Origin of the sequence: Bacillus sp. T3 (assembly GCF_033449965.1) — a bacterium.
Taxonomy (GTDB): Bacteria; Bacillota; Bacilli; order Bacillales; family Cytobacillaceae; genus Bacillus_BU.
This window is the reverse complement of the sequence record NZ_CP137761.1, coordinates 2,667,259-2,686,778: the sequence shown is the minus strand read 5'-3', so window position 1 is coordinate 2,686,778 and position 19,520 is coordinate 2,667,259. Positions and strand designations below refer to the sequence as shown.

The window sequence follows — 19,520 nt, the reverse complement described above, 5'->3', positions numbered from 1 at the left end:
ATGGGACTTGTTTCTTCCGCTTCCTTTTAATCCTTGGAAACTTATAGTAAGATTAGAATAAAAGATTAGTGTTTGTTTTTTGATTGGGGGAGAAATAGTGAGTGTTCACGAAAAGAGAGAGTTAAAGATTTTTGCATTAAATTCTAATCATGAGCTTGCTGCTGAGATGGCTGAGCTTTTAGGCTGTTCGCTTGGGAAGTGTTCAGTGAAACAATTTAGTGATGGGGAAATTCAAATCAATATTGAAGAAACGGTTCGTGGTTGTGACGTTTATGTTGTCCAATCCACATCGCAGCCAGTCAATACACATTTGATGGAGCTTCTAATCATGTTGGATGCCCTTAAAAGAGCTTCAGCCAAAGAAATTAATGTGGTGATTCCTTATTTTGGCTATGCCAGACAGGACCGACAAGCTCGTGCAAGGGAACCGATTACAGCAAAGCTTGTCGCTAATCTATTAGAACGCGCTGGAGCCACAAGAGTGGTAACGATTGATTTACATTCACCACAAATCCAAGGATTTTTTGACATTCCGGTCGATCAATTATTTGGAGCTCCGATCCTTACACATTATATTGAGGATAAAAATTTGGATGATATTGTGGTGGTCGCTCCGCATAAAAATGGTGTAATAAGAACGAGAAAAATGGCGAATCATTTGCATGCTCCGATTGCTATTGTTGATAAACGAGATCCTGAACCAGACTGCGAGGAAACAATTGAGGTTATTGGTGTGGTTGCAGGGAAAACGGCCGTCATTATTGATGACTTAGTCAATACGGCAGATACTCTAACGACTGCAGCTAATGCATTAATGAATGAAGGGGCAAAAGAGGTATACGCATGTGTAACTCATGCTGTTCTTACCAGGTGTTCAGTCGACCGAATTGAAGCTTCCCCTATTAAAGAGTTAGTGGTGACGAACACAATTCAAATGCCAAAAGAGAAAGTAATAGAGAAAATAACCACTTTATCAGCAGCTCCATTGCTTGTTGAAGCAATTAAACGGATACATGATGAAAAACCAGTAAGCTCACTATTCGAATACAGTTTCAGATAGATAAGAAGCAGGGACTCTCCTGCTTCTTTTTGCTTTTGATAGAGTTTCCAGATAATTGGAAATTCGAACTCGAAAGTCGTAGACTTTGTCTAGGTGCACGAATGAACAGGTTTTTCTATGTTTAGTGCACATAGACCGGGTCTACGTGCATTTTGTAGAGGAATTTTATGAAAATCGTACTCGTAGATGGTGGCTATGCGCACGCTAGACTAGTCTTTTCTATTTTTAGTGCACATAGACCTGGTCTACATGCATTATGTTGAGGAATTTTACGAAATTCGTACTTGTAGATGATGCCCTAGGCGCACGCACGACTAATTACATTGTTTTGAAAAAGGCTTAATATTTAACATTTTTCCCTATCTTTTGTATGATTACTATTGGGTGATAACATACTTGAGTAAAGAGTTTGAAATCGCAGATATTATTCATGGTAGAATCGTAAGGAGGAAATGTCAGATGAATTTTGTTACATTAAACAACGGATTACGAATGCCACAACTAGGGTATGGAGTATGGCAGGTAGCGGATGACCAAGCAACTACTGCAGTAGCGAAAGCCATTGAAGTAGGTTATCGGTCAATCGATACAGCTATGATCTATCAGAATGAAAAAGGTGTAGGAAAAGCAATCAAGGAAGCCTCTGTACCGCGCGAGGAGCTTTTTATAACAACAAAGGTTTGGAATAGTGATCAAGGCTATGAAAATACATTGCGTGCGTTTGATGAAAGCCTTGAAAGATTAGGTCTTGATTATGTCGATTTATATTTAATTCATTGGCCAACACCACAATATGATGAATATGTAGATACATATAAAGCAATGGAAAAGCTTTATCATGAAGGTCGAGTGAAAGCAATTGGTGTTTGTAATTTTGAAATTGAGCATCTAGAACGATTATTGAAGGAATGTGAAGTTCCACCTGTCTTAAACCAAATTGAATGCCACCCATACCTTGTCCAAAGCGAGTTAAAGGAATTTTGTGCAAAGCATAACATTTATGTTGAAGCGTGGAGTCCCCTGGAGCAAGGCGGAGATGTACTGAAGGATGAGGTCATTGTGAAGATTGCTGCTGCACATAGTAAAACACCAGCACAAGTCATCCTACGCTGGCATATCCAAAACAATTCCATCGTTATTCCAAAATCAGTTACACCGTCACGAATTGAAGAAAACTTCAATGTGTTTGATTTTGAGCTTACTTCAAACGAACTAGCAGAAATTAATCAATTAAACATCAATCGACGTAGAGGTCCAAATCCGAACGAATTTAATAGACGTTAATTGACAAAACATAAGCTCATTCCAGCATTTCGTTGGAAGGGCTTTTCTTTTTATTCGATTATGTATGAAATATTACCAATTTTCTCGCTTTTTCGCTATAATAAGAATAGTAGTAGTTGCTGGTCATAGATTGCTTTTGGGAAAAATTAAATATGAATGGGTGAGAAAGATGGGTATTCTTTTTGTAGATAAGCAAAAAGTTTGGGTAAACATTGATCATCCAACCAAGAGATTTTCCTTACATAAAGTTTGTATCTATACCGAAAAAATGGCTGAAACTCCGTATAAAGGTGTCGGAGTGTTAAAAAGAGATGGTGGCTGGCTCAAGCTAGATAATAGGGAGGCGGCCGAAAAGCTTTATTTCAGTCAATACCGAGATTATACGTTTATCAACCACCTCGTGGCCTCCAGAATTGCATAAGTCTTGAGAGCTCTAGATGGAAAAACATATCATATATAAATGTTGGACTTTGCTTCTTCCAAGCAAAGTCCATTTTTCTTTATTCGATTTAGGAAATGATGCCGGCAATCTGCAATAACGTAAGGACAATTTCAAATACAATCAAAATGACGATAATCCATTCAACAAACAACCCGCGAATCGAATGGCTGATGTTTGAAAAACCATCCATAATATTGTAAAGGATTTCTGTTTTGCTTTTTAAGATTTTATAGCGATCGTTTAATTCGAAAAAATCAAACATGTTGTCATAAAATTCTCCAGCTGTGCTGCTCGTCCAGGTAATATCAGGTTTGTCCAAAATCATGATATAGGAAAGGGTGTTATACTCGTGCCGGACAATTTTCGCTGTCGTTCTGGCTAATTCTTTGTTGCCGATTCGTAGCTTTCCTTTTTCTAAACGGTCAATCATGTTTTCGAGTTTATCGTGGATATTTCCTAGCTGTTCTTCCGTTTTCTCAAGCGCCACTGATTTTGCGAGCACAGTGGAAATCAATTCAGGGTAAAACTCTTCATATTGAGGCACAATTACATATTTGTCCGTTAGTTCCATTTTATCTGATTCCCCGAGGTGGAGACTGTAGTCATCCGTATATAGTTCAAACTTGCGTAGATCAATTTCAGGTTCAAATGAATGGATAAACGATAAAAACTCTTTTATTACATCATTACCTTTGTTATTAATGAAGACAACAGAGCCGAAGGAAAAAACAAGAATCTGTTGTGTTTCGTCCACTTTCTGATAAAGGAATTTGTTTAGCATGGTGCTTCTCAAAATTAACGGTTCTTCCCAAGTGAATTTTTTGGAATCCCACAATGAATCGCGATTTTGTTCAAGTCAATTTCATTCGTAATGGCAAATGCTTTAAAAGTAATCGGTTCCATCAATATCACTCTTTTCAGCAAAATAGTCTTTTACTACTTCCAGTTTATTCTATTATATCGTAAATCATGCTCGGAAGCAGGGGGCGGTGCCTTGTGTAAGAGGAATTTTAGGTTTCTATAACGTTTTTTTCTGGTTGAGAAAAATAAAATATATTAAAATAACGTTTATTAGAAAATGACATGTTATATTAATATTTGGATCAATGATGATTTTATAAAAATAATTATTGGTCTTCACCCGATTGATATACATAGAAAGGCTGATTGGATGCCAGTTGAATTAGATCCTTCATTATTAGTTATTTTGCTTGTCTTTGGTTTTTTAGCTGCATTTATCGATTCGGTGGTGGGAGGTGGCGGCCTGATTGCATTGCCAGCTTTGCTATTCACTGGACTAACGCCTGCGGCCGCCGTAGCAACAAATAAATTGGCCGGGACGATTGGTTCGTTAACGAGCACAATCATGTTTTATCGTTCAGGTAAACTAGACTTGAGATCGGTGTCCAAATATTTTCCGCTTGTTTTTTTGGGGTCGATGCTTGGCGCTTGGACCGTCCATTTGATGAATCCAGAAATTCTGAAGCCCTTGATGCTTATCATGCTGGCTGTTGTGGCCATATATACAATGTTTAAGAAAAATTGGGGTAGCATTTCAAGTGATAAAAAATTATCGGCTTTCCACATGAGTATGTTTTTAGTGGCCATCTTTGCAATTGGTTATTACGATGGATTTATCGGACCTGGAACAGGATCCTTCTTAATTTTTACATTTTTAATGGTCGGTTTTGATTTCTTAAAGGCAGCTGGGAATGCCAAGTTTTTAAACTTTGGAAGTAATGTAGCAGCATTACTTATGTTTATGTATTTAGGCCAAATCAATTATGCTTACGGGATTCCAATGGGACTTGCGCAACTTGCCGGTGCAATCTGTGGCTCAAAATTTGCCATCAAGCAGGGAAGCGGCTACGTCCGTGCACTTTTTATCTTCGTAACCTTTATATTATTAGCGAAAAATGCTTATGATTATTTTCATTGAACGAGTAATTTTTAAAACAATAGACGAACTAAAAAGGGACGTTCCTGTAACGATTGGAATCGTCCCTTTTTTACCTTTTAAGGTAACTAACTTAATCCGATACGAAAAAAGCTGAATTAAACCCTGCAACTAGAGCATCTCGTGCTGAATTAAGATCACATCGAATGAATACGAGTTGGCCGTTGAATGAATCGTTTTCATCACTCAACAAAATTGCTTGGTCAAGCATTGCAATAGCATTGTTCGTTCGAGCAAGCACTAGTGACGCACGATTGTTGGATAGTTTCATAAGAAGTTGGTTATCTTGTACTGGGGGAATGATAGGAGGAGTTGGATAACTTGGATCAATTGGATACTGAGCATCGAAAAGTAACGCTTTAATTCCAAGATATGCTTCTGTGAGATTATCGAGCGCATCTTGATAATATAGTTCTTTTAATGGATTTGGTGTTGAAGGAAATGAGGACAATTTTTGAAACAGGCTTAGAGTACTTTTGGCAAATCGAATAGCTTGTACTGTGTGGGCCAAGGCTACTCTAACATTTGAAATTATGTCCTTTGACATGGTTTTACTCCTTTCGGACAAACTCGTTATAGTCTATGTGTATGTTAATAGGGCGAGCTTGTATAGGACATTTATCACTGTGGAGGATTTTTCTTCGAATACCAAAAAAATTATTTACTTTTACAGAATTCAGGAGTAAGATAATCACAGTTTCAATTTCTAAATCGCTTAAACCATATGGTACGGGGGACCCATTTTTATGGATTAACAATAATCCTGGGGTGAATCCTTTTTAAGGTAGGGCTACTCAAAGGTCCGAATCCGACAGCTAACCTCGTAAGCGTTAATTGAGAAGGAGTGGAGCTTGTGACACAAAGAAAATAGAGTGTCTACAGGTCTTTTTTCGATGACTTGTAGACACTTTTTTATTTTTATAAAAAAATATGGCTCTTTTTGCGAGATTTAAGTTAAATAGGGCAAGATATTTTTAATCAGCATTATTGGAAGGTGAGCATTAATGTTTTCAGCAGTAAAAAGATTTCTTATTGGACATCCGTTAAAATCCCATGAATTAGGGGAACAAAAAATTAACAAAACAAAGGCATTAGCCATTCTCTCATCTGATGCCCTATCCTCAGTGGCATATGGTCCGGAACAAATCCTGATTGTCCTGGTGACTATAGGTGCTGCAGCATTCTGGTATTCGATACCGATTGCTGTGGGAGTATTAATCCTTTTAGCCGCTCTTATTTTATCCTATCGTCAAATCATTTTTGCCTATCCTCATGGCGGTGGTGCCTATGTTGTATCAAAAAATAATCTTGGGGTAAATCCAGGTTTAATTGCAGGAGGGGCTCTATTAGTAGACTATATCCTAACTGTTGCCGTTAGTGTGTCGGCAGGAACAGATGCGATCACCTCAGCCTTTCCAACCTTACATAACTTTAATGTGGAAATTGCCATTGTATTTGTCATCCTTATTACATTGTTAAATTTAAGGGGCGTAACCGAGTCTGCTTCCATTTTAGCTTATCCCGTATACTTATTTGTGTTAGCATTATTTATTTTAATTGGTGTTGGAGTTTACAATATTATTACGGGTGGTGTTTCTCCAGAACTACACACCCCGATTGGAACACCGATTGCGGGAATTAGTTTATTTATCCTTTTAAGGGCATTTGCTTCAGGAAGTTCTGCTTTAACTGGAGTTGAAGCCATTTCAAATGCGATTCCGAACTTCAAGGACCCTGCACCAAACAATGCGGCGAAAACGTTAATGATGATGGGGGTTTTACTTGCCATTCTTTTATCAGGAATCGTGACATTAGCCTATTTTTATGGTGTTACTCCAAAAGCTGAGGTAACCGTTGTTTCTCAAATTGCAGAGGAAATTTTTGGTCGGAATTTTATGTATTTCTTTATACAAGGAACGACAGCCTTAATCCTGATTTTAGCTGCAAACACCGGCTATTCTGCCTTTCCGCTTCTTGCGGTTAATCTTGCAAAAGATAAATTTATTCCAAGAATGTTCCTTGTTCGTGGAGACCGATTAGGCTATTCCAATGGGATCATCATTTTAGGACTATCATCCATCATTTTAATTCTTGCTTTTCATGCCCAAACCGAGCACCTCATCCCGCTTTATGCAGTCGGTGTATTTATTCCATTTACATTGTCCCAAACTGGAATGATGGTTAAATGGATTCGTGAAAAACCAGAAGGTTGGATCATTAAATTTATCATTAATACTACCGGTGCTGCCATTAGTTGTATCGTTACGATCATATTTTTCTTAACGAAATTTGCACAAGTTTGGTCCATATTAGTTTTTCTTCCCATCATTATTCTTTTATTCCATCGAATTAAAAAGCATTATGATGCGGTGGGGGAACAGCTTCGAATTGCAAATCGGATGCCAGTTATACCAATTGAAGGGAATGTCATCATTGTTCCCGTGGCAGGGATTACGAATGTGGTGGAAAACACGCTGAACTATGCTAAATCTCTTTCGCCAGATCAAATAATTGCCGTTTATGTAGCTTTTGAAAGACAGGATGAAAAACTGTTTGAGGAAAAATGGAAGAATTTTCAGCCAGAATGTTCGGCTTGTAACACTTCATTCTCATTACAGAAGCATTATTACACCGTTAACAAAATTTGTTGATACGGTTGAACATAAAGCTAGTGAATCAAATTTCCGTGTGACTGTTTTTATTCCACAATTTATTCCAAAGCATAGCTGGGAGAATGTTCTGCATAACCAATCAAGCTTATTGATTTCTTCCTTCTTGCTTTACCGTAAAAACGTAATTGTTACAACTGTGCCATATCATTTATCAAAATAATACTAGTACCATAAAAACGGAGCAGTCAAAATGACAGCTCCGTTTATTATTATTTTATTTGTAAATTACGATGGCTCCAACAGATTTATCAGATGACTGACCGTTTACTCGAATTTTTAGTCCGAAGTTTCCAAGTTCTCTGCCAGCGTCTGGTAAGAACGAATTTAAGAAGGAGTTGCTGTCGCTAAATAAGGACACATTTTTCTGTGGGTCTAAATTTAACGTTAAATTATTTCCATAATCAATGGCAAGCCCTGAGGTAGGGTTTAAACCAAATGCCGCATCTGCAACATGGAATCGAGTGTTCGCAACGGCACCGTCGCTGAAGACTAGTTTCGTCTCTGGATGTGCATCAACGACCCCAAGGAAACCTTCGCCTGGATGTACTCCTGTCCAGTTATCCGTATAGGTTGGGTCAACATACCAAACCACTAAACCACTATCATAGCTCATTAACGAATACCCGCGGCGGATATTACCAAGTCCCTTGTCCACACCTGCATGGTTTCGCCATTCTACTAGATAATAGTGGTCACCAAGCTTGTTTCCGTCAAAGCGACTGAAACCATTTAATGCAAAGGAAGAGGCGGTGCTTTCAGCGCCATCATCAACGAGTGTTTGTCCATCTGCTGTCACTTTAATGTTATCTGCAAAGAAACCTACGTTGGATGTACCCCAATCAGTTGCATAACGGAAACGTAAATCAATCTTCTTCCCAGCATAAGCGGATAAATCAAAGCTTTGCGCTTGCCATTCTCCATTAGAAGTTCCAGTGAAGCCTGGCATTGAATCTAGAATAGTAGGGTACCCCTCAGGAACGACATCTGAACGGGTATGATCATTGCCCAATGAGGTCCAAGTAGTACCATTGTCTTCTGAAACTTGAACAAAAGCAAAATCCCATTGTTCTTCGATATCATACCAAGCATCAAATGTTAAAGTTGCGGTTGTCTTTCCAGTTAAGTCAACGGCAGTGACCATATTTGTATCCATTTCATCCTTCTGACCGCCCCAATATTCATAGCTTCCAGGTTTTCGGTTTATTTACATATACTTTTTTCTGAGGAAGATTCACCTTCAAAATAGATGAGTTTGTCCCGTTTGGTGAGTTTGCTTGATCTAGTAGAAATTGAGTCCCTTTTGATGAAACATTATCCCAATCCAATTCAACCGTGTCATTTGTCCAGTTTCCGCCTAAATAGGATTGGAAGTACTCTTTCGCATATGGAGAAAAGCCAGTTGGCTCTGCTCCAGGGACAGCCCCGGCCCAAGAACCGCTCGCCATAATTGACCAGTACGCAACGGCTTCTCCAGCCCCAGAGTAGATGGTGTCATATTCATCTGGAAGGCCGAGGTCATGTCCATATTCATGAGCGAATACTCCAACTGCGCCATCCTCAGGCATGATGGTGTAATCATAAAATCCAGGTTTACCTGAAGAGGGGTCTAATCCATCTGGGTCAACAAACTTTGCGGAACGATGAGACCATATGGCATTATCTCCTAATGAGCCACCACCTGCCTCTTGGCCAATACCTGCATGGATGATCATTAAGTGATCTACGAGCCCGTCCTTCTCTAACAGATTGCCGTCACCATCTAAATCGTGAGGATCCTCGCTGTCATAGTTCTCAAGCGGTACTCCAGCTGTCAATGCTGCTTCGTATGCATCAACAATGACCTGTTTCGAACCCCCAGGATTCACATTATCGTGTCCAGTTTCTCTGTCCCCACCATAAAAGGCAGCCGTTCCAGGTAGTTTTAACCATCCATAAGCGTTCCCTTTAACAGAATATGTACCACCTGGACTGTTGGAGATAATATTGTTTCATCGAGACAAAATCCTCACCGTTAGGACCTTCAACGCCATCTTCACCAAAGATCATATTTTCATAATGTCCAAGAGTATAATCCTTGTAGTAATTGTCAGTTTCTGTTGACTTGATTTGGTTATGCGCAAAATCAGAGTATTCAACTGTTAAGACGAGGACATTGTCTTCACGCTTTTCCCCGTTATAAGAAGCTTCCTTAATAGGAGTAGGAGTGCCCTTTAACTGGCCATTTTTCTGACCTTTCCCATTTACTAGACCATTATTGTATTCTTTAAAGTTCTTGTCTTTTACTGCATCACTCGCTTTAACCTTTGCAGCAAGGGGATCGGACTCCTTATTTTCGGTTACTTTTCCTTTTACTTTAAGATAATTTGTAAGAAAGGTTTGTTTTTCTTTTTCTGATGCAGTAGCGGATAGAAGACCTCTTTTAATAAAGGAGTCTATTAGTTTTTCATCATTTACGATCGCTAAATCTAGTGCGGTTTTGGAATGAGTGGTTTGAGGGTTGGATTCAGATTGATGTAATAGGTTTCCATCCTCTATTGATGCGAAAGTTCCTGTGGTTCCAGTGAATAATGTGCTAGCAAGGAGAGCGGAGGCAAAACTAGTTTTTAAAACATTTTTCAAAATCATCTTCACCCTTTCGTTTTTGTATCGTTATATTTACATAATATTCCGAAAAATAAAGCGAAACAAGTCTTTTTGTTCCTCAATTAATGACAAATATTATTATAATAACATCTCGAAAATTGGAAAATAGAGTAGATTTCTGATGATAAGAGGCTGATTGATTATACTAGTAAAATAAGTTCGGGACTATTTCCGTTGTAATGTGGGGGGAATTGGAAAAAAGTCATGGCGGATGAATCATCTTTGTCCTTTCAGTAGATAATATCTCTGAATTCTTATGGGGGAGGTGAGGCACTGTGTCAGTCCCCTTGTTGGTTCCTACCATACGGATTTTAATTATTATCTACAATATTACGACCTTCAATTTCTTGCAAAATACCTCTGGAAGTACCTAAATTGGTTCCACCGTCATTTTAAAAAAATATTCGTTCCCTCAATTGAAACAATGTCACAGCTTAAAAGCCATGGGTTTAATAATCTCGAATTGTGGCCTAGGGGTGTTGATTGCCGGCTCTTTCATCCTAACTATAATAAACAACAAGTCAGGAAAAAGTTGGGAATTGAAAAAAGTACCTTCTACCCTATGTTGGTCGTTTAGCTCCCGAAAAAAATGTTGATCTTGTTCTTTTGATAGCTAAATCGCAACCTGAAGAAATCAACCAAGATGTTCAATGGTTGATTGTTGGGGATGGTCCGTTGCGGACAGAATTGCAAAAAGAAGCACCGGGTAACATGGTTTTTACAGGTTATTTACAAGGGGAAGCATTGGCAGAGGCATATGCCGCATCCGATATTTTTGTTTTTCCTTCGAGTTCGGAAACCTTTGGGAATGTCGTCCTTGAAGCGCTGGCATGCGGAACACCGGTTGTTGGGGCAAATTCTGGTGGGGTTAAAAGCATCGTCCAATCTGGATTAACTGGAAAGCTAGTGGAGCCAAGAAATGTTTCCGACTTTATTTACAGCATCCTCGTTTTGCTCAAATACGATAGCCTTCGATATCAAATGGGAATGGAAGGTCGAAAATACGCCTTAACACAAAAGTGGGAGGGGATCTTTGAAAACTTACTATCATCGTATGACGATGTCATTTGTTATGAAAAACTACAAAAATATGCATAAGTGAGCGAATGGAGAAATTGAAAAAACAGGGGGTCCTTCCTATGATGTTGGAAGAGCCTCCTGTTTATGTTATATTACTCCATCATTGAAAGCGATTCAGCTACTTTTACCATCATCGAGCATTCGATTCGTTTGCGAAAGATATCGCAGCTGAAATCGTACGTACCATTTAGAGAGCCTGTAGCATGCAATGCATTTGCAGGACAGCCGCCACTGCAGTATAGCTTCGCCCAACAGTCCTGGCATTCTGGTTTCGAATAGCAATTGTTCTGCTTGAATTGAGTTTGAATCTCTGGTTTCGTGATGCCCTCCCAAAGATTACCCATGCTGAATTCTTGATCACCGACAAACTGATGGCAAGGGAAAAGCTCGCCCCAAGGTGTGACTGCGAGATATTCTGTTCCTGAGCCGCAGCCAGTTAATCTTTTTTGAATACAAGGGCCTTCAGAAAGGTCAAGCATGTAATGATAAAAAGTGAAGCCATTGCCGTTTTCCCCGCGTTTGATCATTTCTTTGGCAAGAATTTCGTACTGGTTGTATATTTCAGGTAGATCGGCTTCAGTTAGGGCATATGGTTCTTTCGGGTCACAAATGACAGGCTCCATCGACAATTTATCGAAGCCTAGGTCGGCAATATGGAAAATATCGTTAGTAAAATCGACATTGTTATGTGTGTACGTTCCGCGTACATAGTATTCCTTGTCGCCACGCTTCTCGATAAACTCCTTGAATTTCGGAACGATATGATCATAGCTGCCTTTCCCATTCACCGTTTTGCGAAGGCTATCATGAACTTCTTTTCTGCCATCAAGACTTAAGACAACATTGTACATCTCTTTATTGAGGAATTCTGTGACCTCGTCGGTTAGTAACATGCCGTTCGTCGTGAACGTAAAGCGGAAATTCTTTTTGAATTCTTTTTCCTTGCTTCGCGCATATGCGACGATCTCCTTGACGACATTCCAAGCCATTAACGGTTCGCCACCAAAGAAGTCGATATCAAGATTGCGGTGGTGACCTGAGTTTTCGAGCAGATAATCGATTGCTTTTTTTCCTACTTCAAGACTCATGATGGCACGGTCGCCATTGTATTTTCCTTGGCTTGCAAAGCAATACTCACAGGAAAGGTTACAGGTGTGGGCGACGTTAAAGCAAAGTGCTTTGATATAAGTCTTGCGATTTTTTAAATCTATCGACAGGTTTTGATATTCATCCTCTGTGAAAAGCTGTCCATCCGTTTTTAGTTCGTCAACAGCGGTGATCGTTTCACGAATTTCATTTTCGGTAATTTCGGCGTTACCATCATATTTTTCAAGCATTAAGCTGACGATTTTTTCGATCGGTGTATTTTCATACAGTCCGATCACATCATACGCCAGGTCGTCAACGACATGGACGGACCCACTGTATGTGTCTAGGACGATGTTGTAGCCATTTAATTTATATTGATGAATCATATTGAATCATAATCTCCTTTAAAAATAAAAATTGCCGCCCAGCTGATTACAGTTGGGCGGTAACTTTCTTTTTCTAGTTGTTTAATGAGTTTTCACACTTTTGATTTGCAACTCCGCAAGAAGTTTTACAAGCTGATTGGCAAGATGTCTGGCATGCGCCACAACCGCCGTGCTTTGCAGTGTCCATTAATTTACGAGTGCTAAGTGTTACGATTCTTTTCATTATGTATGTACGCTCCTAAATAAAATTTTGAGAAAATGTGTCTAATTTGTGAATTATTTCACATTTTTTCTCTTATTAATTTTAACCATACAAGATAGAATTGGTCAATCCTTTCTGGGGAAGTGATTGTTGATTTTGCTGAGGTAATTCGATGGTAGGTTTGGGTGGTACACAACTTTCCCAAACCGAGAAAAAGAGGGGGAAGCGAAGCATTCTCCCTTAATACAAGAATATTTTGAGGTTGAAATTGTTATCAATCGTTGCAAGTAACACATTATTTAGCTCAATGTTGTAGCTAACTCTGAGTTGCTCTAATAGCCACTGTTCGTTTTTTCCAAGCTGTTGAAGTGCTTTGTACTCTATCTTCCTTTCCTTAATAATCGTTTGAGGTAGTTGAAAAGGTTTGGTTGATAAAGACATGTCAGCTGGTGTTATTGGTTGGTGCTGTGATTTTAAAATAACTGAGATTGTTCCTCCTGGTTCCCACAAAGCGAGTGCAACCTTTTGAATATCTTCCGTTTTCTCTTTCCGTAATTCCGATAACAGAGTATCGATGGAGAGTCTTGCTTTTTGAAGGTTCGTGAATTGAATTTCACCATCTTTAATAAGCGTAAGGGGCGATGGATCAAAGAACCGTCTTAACCACGCCCAGCGCAAACTTAATAAAACGCCACCGACATAAAGTACGACGACAGCGGACATGGTGAGCATCGATCCCTTTAGACCAAGTCCTTCATCAGATAGTGGGTGAGCTATGATATTGCCAATTAAGATGACAATTGTAAAATCAATAAATCTTAACTGCGAAATCGATCTTTGGCCCATAAGTTTTGCAATGATGATAAGGTAAAGAAAGCCGAGAATGGCTCTTAAAATCCATTGCATTGAGGAAAGGGAGGCCTGTGCAACAAAAAATTCCATAAAAGAACACATCCTTTTTCAAAAGCACGCTACATATTTTTTCCAAACAACTGAGTGATATGTATAGAAAAGGAAGCAAAGGCAGGCTCTGCTTCCTATTTTACTAAGTAATGTAGTTGGGTGAATTGTCTGTCTTGCTTTTGGCTTTTGAGTACCAGGATGGATTACGAAAGCTAGATATTGTTAGAAAGTAGGGATGGTTTCGTCGTTAAAAAATAGAAATTAATAATTAACTACATGATATATAACTGTATAATTTAATTAATACAATTTGAGGTTTTTGAAGATAGTTTGAGGAGGAATGTGTCGGTGAAAAATATGATGAATACGGTCTATTTGTTTGTTTTAGGAATTGTAGCAGTATACACAAAGGAGCTCGTAACCTTTATCATGCTAGGGGTTATTCTGATTGCACTCAATAACATTAACGGTACATTGAAAGAGATTTTAGAAGTACAGAAAAGAAACAGTAGGGAGTAGAGAGATAGGCTCTTTTGTAAAAGACTAGATAAACGGCTATTGGACAAAACTGAGGGCGAACTTCATAAGAGTGTCCGAAAGAGACGGCTAATCGGACAAACTCGAATCCGAACATTGTCAAAGTGTCCGATAGAAGCGGCTAATCGGACAAGCCTAAGCTCGACCATCGCCAAAGTGTCCGATAGAAGCGGCTAATCGGACAAAAACGAGCCCGGCCATCACCAAAGTGACCGATAGAAGCGGCTAATCGGAAAAAACCAAGCGAGACCATCGTCGAAGTGTCCGATAGAGATGGCTAATCGGACAAAGTCGAGCACGGCCAACGCCAAAGTGTCCGATAGAAGCGGCTAATCGGACAAAACCAAGCGAGACCAACGCCAAAGTGACCGATAGAAGCGGCTAATCGGACAAACTCAAGCCCGGCCATCGTCGAAGTGACCGATAGAAGCGGCTAATCGGACAAAGCCAAGCACGGCCATCTTAAAAATGTCCGATAGAGATGGCTAATCGGACAAACTCGAGCCCGAACATTGCCAAAGTGTCCGATAGAAGCGGCTAATCGGACAAACTCTAGTCCTAACTTAATTAAAATGTCCAGTAGCAGGCGGACATAAGCAACATAACAATAAAAACAACAGATAGGAGAAATCAAAGTGGACCATTTAGAAAAAATTTGTGCTTGGGCACAATCAAATCCATTGATGAAAGAGTATCACGATAAAGAATGGGGTGTACCAAGTCATGATGATACCTATTTATTTGAACTTTTGAATCTTGAGGGTGCACAATCCGGGCTATCCTGGTTGATCATCTTAAAGAAAAGAGATGGTTATCGTAAAGCTTTTCGAGATTTTGATATAAACGCTTGTGCAACATTAACGGATGAAGAGCTAGAGCAGATTGTAACGACAGGTGAAGTAGTTCGCCATCCATTAAAAATAAAAGCTGTTCGTGCAAACGCAATTGCAGCACAAAAGGTTCAGGAGGAGTTTGGCAGCCTATCAAATTATGTATGGCATTTCACTAATTCAAAACGAATCATCAATAGCTGGACATCTGTAGATCAGCTACCGGCCAAGAGTGAATTATCAGAGCAAATCAGTAAAGATATGAAAAAACGAGGTTTTAAGTTTGTTGGACCAGTTACAATCTATTCCTACCTTCAAGCAATTGGAATCATAGACGACCACATCATAACTTGTCCCTATTATTCAGGAAAATAGAAAAGAGGACAGTTCTTCTGCCTCTTTTTTAGCTGAGAGGAGGAGGACCGTCCTTTTGTCTGCTATCAAAAGTAAAAAGGTTGTACTGTTCAGCTCTTTGGAGTTCTTTCGCGTAATTAATAATTTCCTCGCGACGGACCTGGAACATTCTTCGACCATGCATTTTCCCGCCAAACCAGCCTTTTTTCGCACCACGCAAAATTTTAATATAATGGCTTTTATCCTCTTGAACAATTCCAAGAAAATGATGAACAATTTTACTAGCAGCTGGGATCGTGATATATCCGGCATCCAAATGATAGATTCGACTCACAAAAAGCCCTCCATTTCCACATTCTATATTATTTTTTATGGTGGAGGAGAGGATTTCATGACAAAAAATGTTAATGGGTAGCATTTATCAGAAGTGAAATTAAGCGTCTTTTTCTAAACCATTAAGTTTTCCAACCAAATTATAGGTTAATCGAAACACGGAAGGCAAAAAGATCGCCCAAATAATTAAGCCAGTAATTGAATTGGGATTATAGTAGGAACCAAGTCCAAGAATGCTTAAGGAAAAAAAGTAAAAAACAATCATACCCCAATAAGTAAAACGAAAATATTTTGATAAGAAGCTATCACCTTTTTTAAATGGTTTACCGAACAAAATATGAAGCCCTTTTTTCAATCTAACCACCTCCATTTGACTTTGTCTTAATATTTAGAATAATACAAATACGGTAAAAGTACCAATAAAAAAAGAAGCAGTGAAAGATTAATATAAGTTCAATGGAAGGAAAATAGTGGGATAGGTAGGAGGAAAGGGAGATGTAAAACAAAATAATTTTTTTAAAAAATTAATTCATAGAGCAAAACCCAACAAAAACTTATCTCGGCTTTTAGAAGCTAAACAACCAAAAACATATGCAAATTACCACTCTTGTCACCGTTTCTAGCATGATAACAACACCCCCATCAGCTACATTATTTATAATGTCATCATAATCCTTGATTGTTTAGCTAGTTTGATGTGAATGTAAATTTGATATGAAATTAGTTTTAAAATTCGTGAGTCAAATGACTGATTAAAAACAGGAGGAAAAATTCATTATAAATTGGATAGTTCGGATTATATTTGTTTTTTTCGCTATGAGTTTTCTTCATTGGGGAATCACTTTAACAAATTCTTTATTGTATCAAACCCACATTTTACAAATTGAACTTTTTACATTTTTTTCTTTGTTACCACTATTTCTAATAAACAAGAAAGAGACAGGCGGTATCCAAAAATTGGATGGTACCTGTCTCTTTTACTTTTGTAGGCTAAAAATGTTGAATGTAAAAATCCTATAGCTCTTTTATCATATTAAGACTCGTTTATAACTGAGGATTTTTTTAACCCTAATGCAACTAAACTAGCAAAATCATGAATAATTGTTGCGGCTAGCAATGATGTAATTTGGGTTGGATCATATGGAGGAAGCACCTCTACTAAATCAAAACCGATAAAATTAAAATCTGTTAAGGAACGAACCATTTGTAAGGTCTCGAAGCTGTTTAACCCTCCGACTTCAAGTGTCCAGTTCCGGGTGCACAGGATGGGTCTACAAAATCGATATCGAAACTTAGGAAACAGGGAGTATCCCCGATTTTCTCTTTCATTTCATTCACGACATCATGGTATCCGCGTTCTTTTAATTCCTGGGGTTGTAATCACGTGATAGCCTAACTCCTTGCTAGAGTCGATATCTCCCGGATGATTCAGTGTTCCGCGAATTCCTACCTGAAAAACCTTATCCGGAATTAACAAATCCTCTTCATATGCACGTATGAATGGGGAGCCATGCCAATATTTTTCCTCATAGTAAGTATCCCACGTGTCCGTATGCGAATCAAAATGAATCATTGCCACTGGTCCATGCACCTTTTTAGCAGCACGAAGATTTGCTAGCGTAACCGAATGGTCTCCTCCAAGTCCAATTGGAATGATCCCCTTTTCCATCAAACCTCTTACTGCTTTTTCAATTACATCATAACTTCGATGAATATTGTGCGGAATGACGGATACATCTCCAATGTCAATAGCTTGGCAATCATCAAAAGGATAAACCTTATGGATTGGGTGGTAAGGAAATAAGGTCATTGAAGCTTGACGAATCGCCTGAGGAGCAAACCGTGCCCCGACACGGAAGGAGGCAGCTGTGTCAAACGGCATACCTACAATAGCTAACTTTGCATTTTCTCTTTTAGAAGGCAAACGCATAAACGATCCTGTTGTACAGAATTCGGGTTGAACATCTGGTGATAGCGGATATTGCATCAATAATCTCCTCCTGCTTTCGTTTGATAATTATAAAATGCAAGTTTTGTGCCAATCAAAAAAAGACTACACACATGCCCTTAGCAATATAGGAATGACAATTTTTATTTAATGTGGAATAATGTATGCACAGATGAATAATTCAAAATATTTAAAATAATGAAAAATCAATACCTGAACTTATAAAAATACTGTTACATAGAAAGAACCAACTTGGCACGGTTATTGCATCATTACATCATGACTTAACTTGAGAGGGGGAAAAGAAAATTAAGAAACAACTAAGGGGCTACTTACAAATGTTGACGTTCAAAAGTTGAAAAACAAAACTGGAGGAATGATATGTGGAAAATGGCGTTAGGCTGAAAAGATCGTTAAAACTGTGGCAGGTTGTCATTATGGGTTTAGCCTATATGACACCAATGGTCGTATTTGACACTTTTGGAATAGTTTCTGGGCAAACACAAGGACATGTCCCAACTGCGTACATTATTGCTTTAATCGGGATGCTTTTCACTGCGATAAGCTATGGAAAATTGGTACGGGTATTTCCCGAAGCAGGTTCAGCTTATACTTATACGCAAAAAGCAATGAATCGCCATCTTGGTTTTTTAGTCGGCTGGTCGTCGTTACTTGACTATCTCTTTTTACCTATGGTGAATGCGTTATTAACAAAGCTTTACTTAAATGCTATGTTCCCATCTGTTCCAGATTTTATATGGGTATTACTGTTTGTTGGGATCGTCACCTTTCTAAATTTGAGAAGCGTTAATGTTTTGGCCAATTTCAATACATTATTTGTGTTCGTTCAAATTTTAATTATGGTTGTGTTCATTATTCTAGTGATTAAAGGACTCAATCAAGGGGAAGGAACGGGAACGGTTTTCAGTTTCCAACCATTTTTCGTGGAAGGAATGAACCTGCCTGTTCTAGTAACAGGGGCAACCATTCTCTGTTTTTCATTCCTAGGCTTTGATGCTGTTACAACCTTGTCGGAAGAGACCCCAAATCCAGAAAAGACTATTCCAAAAGCGATCATGCTTACGGCATTGTGGGGGGAGTCATTTTTATAACCACATCGTTCTTTATTCAGCTGTTTTTTCCAGGATATCTCAAGATTTAAAGAACCTGATGCCGCCTTGCCAGAAATTGCATTATATGTGGGTGGGAAGTTATTCCAATCGATTTTCTTGTGTACCACCTTTGTAAATACTTTGGCGTCTAGGCCTTGCTTCACATGCGAGTGTGTCACGTCTTCTTTATGTAATGGGACGGGATAAGGTCTTTCCGGATAAATGGTTTGCTTATATTCATCCAAAATGGAGGACACTGGCAATTAATGTTGTTATTGTAGGTGTAATATCATTATCTGCATGGTTCTTTGATTTGGTGACGGCTACATCCCTTATCAATTTTGGTGCATTAATGGCCTTTACATTTGTCAATCTTTCCGTGATCAATCATTTTGCCATTAGAGAAAAAAGATATAAGTCTCCAAGAGAAATTTTTCAATACATCGTTATGCCGTTATTGGGCGCTGGATCGGTTGGAATCCTTTGGATTAATCTTGAGGTCAGCTCTCTTGTCATGGGAATCATTTGGTTCAGTCTAGGTTTTATCTATCTTCTGGTTTTAACCAAAGCATTCCGGGTGGCACCGCCACAATTTACAGCAGAAGAACAAATCTAATAACTACTTTCTTAACGCATTCATCAAAATGAATGCGCTTTCTTTTTTCGGAACATTTATGCAATCTTGCAT

Annotated in this window: 17 protein-coding genes, 4 pseudogenes and 1 riboswitch; of the genes and pseudogenes, 10 read left to right on the top strand and 11 right to left on the bottom strand. The window is 38.7% G+C overall.

All coding sequences use genetic code 11. The features are described from left to right. Positions 1-94: 94 nt before the first annotated feature. From RGF10_RS13830 to RGF10_RS13820, 3 genes are all read left to right on the top strand, one after another. Entirely contained in the window at positions 95-1,060 is a 966-nt protein-coding gene (locus RGF10_RS13830) for a ribose-phosphate diphosphokinase (protein WP_412176733.1), read from the top strand. 459 nt (positions 1,061-1,519) lie between these two features. Further along, positions 1,520-2,344: an aldo/keto reductase gene (locus RGF10_RS13825; RefSeq protein ID WP_318502931.1), complete on the top strand. Its 825-nt coding sequence runs from the start codon at positions 1,520-1,522 to the stop codon at positions 2,342-2,344. 169 nt (positions 2,345-2,513) lie between these two features. After that, positions 2,514-2,765: a hypothetical protein gene (locus tag RGF10_RS13820; protein ID WP_318502929.1), complete on the top strand. Its 252-nt coding sequence runs from the start codon at positions 2,514-2,516 to the stop codon at positions 2,763-2,765. Between the two features lie 88 nt (positions 2,766-2,853). Here the strand turns inward: RGF10_RS13820 and RGF10_RS13815 are convergent, their stop codons facing one another. Then, positions 2,854-3,567, bottom strand: a complete 714-nt coding sequence (locus RGF10_RS13815) for an RMD1 family protein (protein WP_318502927.1) — start codon at positions 3,565-3,567, stop codon at positions 2,854-2,856. 390 nt (positions 3,568-3,957) lie between these two features. Here RGF10_RS13815 and RGF10_RS13810 point away from each other — a divergent pair, with 390 nt between their 5' ends. After that, positions 3,958-4,725: a TSUP family transporter gene (locus tag RGF10_RS13810; RefSeq protein ID WP_318502925.1), complete on the top strand. Its 768-nt coding sequence runs from the start codon at positions 3,958-3,960 to the stop codon at positions 4,723-4,725. 91 nt (positions 4,726-4,816) lie between these two features. Here RGF10_RS13810 and RGF10_RS13805 read toward each other — a convergent pair whose 3' ends face one another. Next, entirely contained in the window at positions 4,817-5,290 is a 474-nt protein-coding gene (locus RGF10_RS13805; protein ID WP_318502923.1) for a hypothetical protein, read from the bottom strand. 155 nt (positions 5,291-5,445) lie between these two features. Continuing rightward, a riboswitch (cyclic di-AMP (ydaO/yuaA leader) is annotated at positions 5,446-5,589 on the top strand. Positions 5,590-5,747: 158 nt separating this feature from the next. Here RGF10_RS13805 and RGF10_RS13800 point away from each other — a divergent pair. Continuing rightward, positions 5,748-7,575 (top strand): annotated as a pseudogene (locus RGF10_RS13800) (APC family permease). A gap of 54 nt (positions 7,576-7,629) precedes the next feature. On the opposite strand, the gene RGF10_RS13795 reads toward RGF10_RS13800, so the two are convergent. Genes RGF10_RS13795 through RGF10_RS13785 form a run of 3 tightly spaced genes read right to left on the bottom strand, consistent with a single transcriptional unit; the run spans position 7,630 to position 10,034 of the window. Further along, a complete protein-coding gene (locus RGF10_RS13795; protein WP_318502921.1) occupies positions 7,630-8,568 on the bottom strand; it encodes an immune inhibitor A domain-containing protein in 939 nt (312 codons plus the stop codon). 25 nt (positions 8,569-8,593) lie between these two features. Continuing rightward, positions 8,594-9,394, bottom strand: coding sequence for an immune inhibitor A domain-containing protein (locus tag RGF10_RS13790; protein ID WP_318509466.1), 801 nt, complete (start codon positions 9,392-9,394; stop codon positions 8,594-8,596). Continuing rightward, positions 9,360-10,034: an immune inhibitor A domain-containing protein gene (locus RGF10_RS13785; RefSeq protein ID WP_318502919.1), complete on the bottom strand. Its 675-nt coding sequence runs from the start codon at positions 10,032-10,034 to the stop codon at positions 9,360-9,362. The genes RGF10_RS13790 and RGF10_RS13785 overlap by 35 nt, the downstream gene beginning before the upstream one ends. A 280-nt stretch (positions 10,035-10,314) precedes the next feature. Between RGF10_RS13785 and RGF10_RS13780 the strand changes: the two genes are divergently transcribed. Continuing rightward, positions 10,315-10,635, top strand: coding sequence for a glycosyltransferase (locus RGF10_RS13780; protein WP_318502917.1), 321 nt, complete (start codon positions 10,315-10,317; stop codon positions 10,633-10,635). 26 nt (positions 10,636-10,661) lie between these two features. Next, positions 10,662-11,156, top strand: a pseudogene (locus RGF10_RS13775) (glycosyltransferase); the annotation flags it as partial. A 74-nt stretch (positions 11,157-11,230) separates the two neighbouring features. On the opposite strand, the gene scfB reads toward RGF10_RS13775, so the two are convergent. From scfB to RGF10_RS13760, 3 genes are all read right to left on the bottom strand, one after another. Continuing rightward, positions 11,231-12,613 carry a thioether cross-link-forming SCIFF peptide maturase gene (gene scfB, locus RGF10_RS13770; RefSeq protein ID WP_318502915.1) on the bottom strand — a complete coding sequence of 461 codons (1,383 nt, stop codon included), beginning with the start codon at positions 12,611-12,613 and terminating at the stop codon, positions 11,231-11,233. A gap of 73 nt (positions 12,614-12,686) precedes the next feature. Further along, positions 12,687-12,836 (bottom strand): six-cysteine ranthipeptide SCIFF, encoded by a 150-nt coding sequence (scfA, locus tag RGF10_RS13765; protein ID WP_318502913.1) that lies wholly within the window; start codon positions 12,834-12,836, stop codon positions 12,687-12,689. Between the two features lie 219 nt (positions 12,837-13,055). Continuing rightward, entirely contained in the window at positions 13,056-13,757 is a 702-nt protein-coding gene (locus tag RGF10_RS13760; RefSeq protein ID WP_318502911.1) for a DUF421 domain-containing protein, read from the bottom strand. Between the two features lie 309 nt (positions 13,758-14,066). Here RGF10_RS13760 and RGF10_RS13755 point away from each other — a divergent pair, with 309 nt between their 5' ends. Beyond that, positions 14,067-14,237, top strand: a complete 171-nt coding sequence (locus RGF10_RS13755) for a hypothetical protein (RefSeq protein WP_318509680.1) — start codon at positions 14,067-14,069, stop codon at positions 14,235-14,237. Between the two features lie 653 nt (positions 14,238-14,890). After that, positions 14,891-15,460, top strand: a complete 570-nt coding sequence (locus RGF10_RS13750) for a DNA-3-methyladenine glycosylase I (RefSeq protein ID WP_318502909.1) — start codon at positions 14,891-14,893, stop codon at positions 15,458-15,460. Between the two features lie 28 nt (positions 15,461-15,488). On the opposite strand, the gene RGF10_RS13745 is transcribed toward RGF10_RS13750, so the two are convergent. The 3 genes and pseudogenes from RGF10_RS13745 to speB form a co-directional block, all read right to left on the bottom strand. Then, positions 15,489-15,773 (bottom strand): hypothetical protein, encoded by a 285-nt coding sequence (locus RGF10_RS13745; protein ID WP_318502907.1) that lies wholly within the window; start codon positions 15,771-15,773, stop codon positions 15,489-15,491. 99 nt (positions 15,774-15,872) lie between these two features. Beyond that, positions 15,873-16,127 carry a hypothetical protein gene (locus tag RGF10_RS13740; protein ID WP_318502905.1) on the bottom strand — a complete coding sequence of 85 codons (255 nt, stop codon included), beginning with the start codon at positions 16,125-16,127 and terminating at the stop codon, positions 15,873-15,875. 678 nt (positions 16,128-16,805) lie between these two features. Continuing rightward, positions 16,806-17,759 (bottom strand): annotated as a pseudogene (gene speB, locus RGF10_RS13735) (agmatinase). Between the two features lie 344 nt (positions 17,760-18,103). Here speB and RGF10_RS13730 point away from each other — a divergent pair. Continuing rightward, positions 18,104-19,448, top strand: a pseudogene (locus tag RGF10_RS13730) (APC family permease). The last annotated feature ends 72 nt before the right edge of the window (positions 19,449-19,520 follow it).